1 protein-coding gene is annotated in these 1,393 nt (G+C 68.4%); it reads right to left on the bottom strand.

The window, feature by feature from the left end; all coding sequences use genetic code 11:
• Nucleotides 1-35 precede the first annotated feature (35 nt).
• Nucleotides 36-1,324, bottom strand: a protein-coding gene (locus tag ABZX12_RS42745) for an IS3 family transposase (RefSeq protein WP_355701220.1) whose coding sequence is annotated in 2 segments (ribosomal slippage) — nucleotides 36-970 and nucleotides 970-1,324 — 1,290 coding nt in all. Because the reading frame shifts where the segments join, the coding sequence is not laid out codon by codon here.
• Nucleotides 1,325-1,393: the final 69 nt, after the last annotated feature.

Raw genomic sequence — 1,393 nt, 5'->3', positions numbered from 1 at the left:
GGGCCTTACCCCCGGTTCGTGGACACGGTGGTGGATTACGCCGCTGACGGGAGGGTAGCGGCGGTGCTGGTTTCGTAGGTGAGTGGGGACTGGTAGTGGCACCAGGAGTGCCGGCGGCGGGTGTTGTACCGGACGAGCCATCTGAAGACCTGACGGCGGCAGGTGGCCTCGTCGGGCCAGGAGTTGTCGTCTTGGAGGACCTCTCGTTTCAGGGTCGCGTTGAACGCCTCGGCGAGGCTGTTGTCGGCGCTCGTGCCGACCGCACCCATCGACTGGGTCACGCCCAGGTCGGCGCAGAGGTTGGCGTAGTCCTTCGAGGTGTAGACAGATCCGTGGTCGCTGTGGAAGACCGCGCCGGCGAGGCTGCCCCGGGTCGCGGCGGCGGCCTTGAGGGCGTCCTCGACCAGTTCGGTGCGCATGTGGTCGGCGATGGACCAGCCGGCCAGGCGGCGGGAGTAGCAGTCGATCACCGTGGCCAGGTAGAGGTTGTTGCCGTCGGCAAGCGGCAGGTAGGTGATGTCCCCGACATAGCGGAGATTCGGGGCTTCGGCGGTGAAGTTCCGGTTCAGCAAGTCGGGCACTTTCTGGTCTGCGGGCTCGGGGATCGTGGTGCGGACCTTGCGCCGTCGCCGGTAACCGGCGATGCCGTTGTCGCGCATCACCCGCGCCACCCGCTTGTGATTCACCCGCCGGTCAGCGGGAACGCCATCGTTGAGTTCGGCGGTGATCCGCGGCGCCCCGCACGTGTTGTCGCCGGTGTGGACCTTCCGGATCCGGTCCGCGAGCGCCGCGTCCGCGGCGGCCCGCGCCTCGCGCGCCGGGGCCGCCTTGAGCCAGGCGTAGTACGACGACCGCTCGATCTCGACGAGCTCGCACAGCCGCTTCACGCTCCAGCCAGGACGCGGCCCGGCAGCGGAGGTGGTGGAGTGGTCGGCGACGAACTGGAAGCGGTTCACCAGCGCGTCTCCCCAGCGAAATACTTGGCCGCTTGACGCAGGATCTCCCGCTCGGTGGTGAGCTTCGCCTTCTCCGCCCGCAGTTCTGCGTTCTCGGCCTCGAGCCGGGCAAGCTTCGCCTCCGGCGACTCCGACTCCGGCCCGGCGCCCGGACGCGTCACAGGCCGACGGACCCGCGAAGGGCTGGGGACAGTGGCACCGTCAGCGGTCGTCTTCTTGCCAGAGCCGTACACCTCGACCCAGCGAGCCAGCGTCGCCCGCTCGATCCCCAGGTCAGCCGCGATGCCCTTCAGCGTCGCGCCCGGGCTGGACTCGAACAAGTCGACGGCCTGCCGACGGAACTCCTCGGAGTAGTTCTTGCGGGCCATAGTTCTCAATCATCTCGCTTCCCCAGCACATGCTGGATTCAGCGTGTCCAAGAACCAGGGTCAGGGCCC

Source organism: Kribbella sp. NPDC003505, assembly GCF_040610875.1.
GTDB lineage: Bacteria > Actinomycetota > Actinomycetes > Propionibacteriales > Kribbellaceae > Kribbella.
Note: the sequence above shows the minus strand (reverse complement) of the source record. Positions and strands in the feature narration are given on the sequence as shown.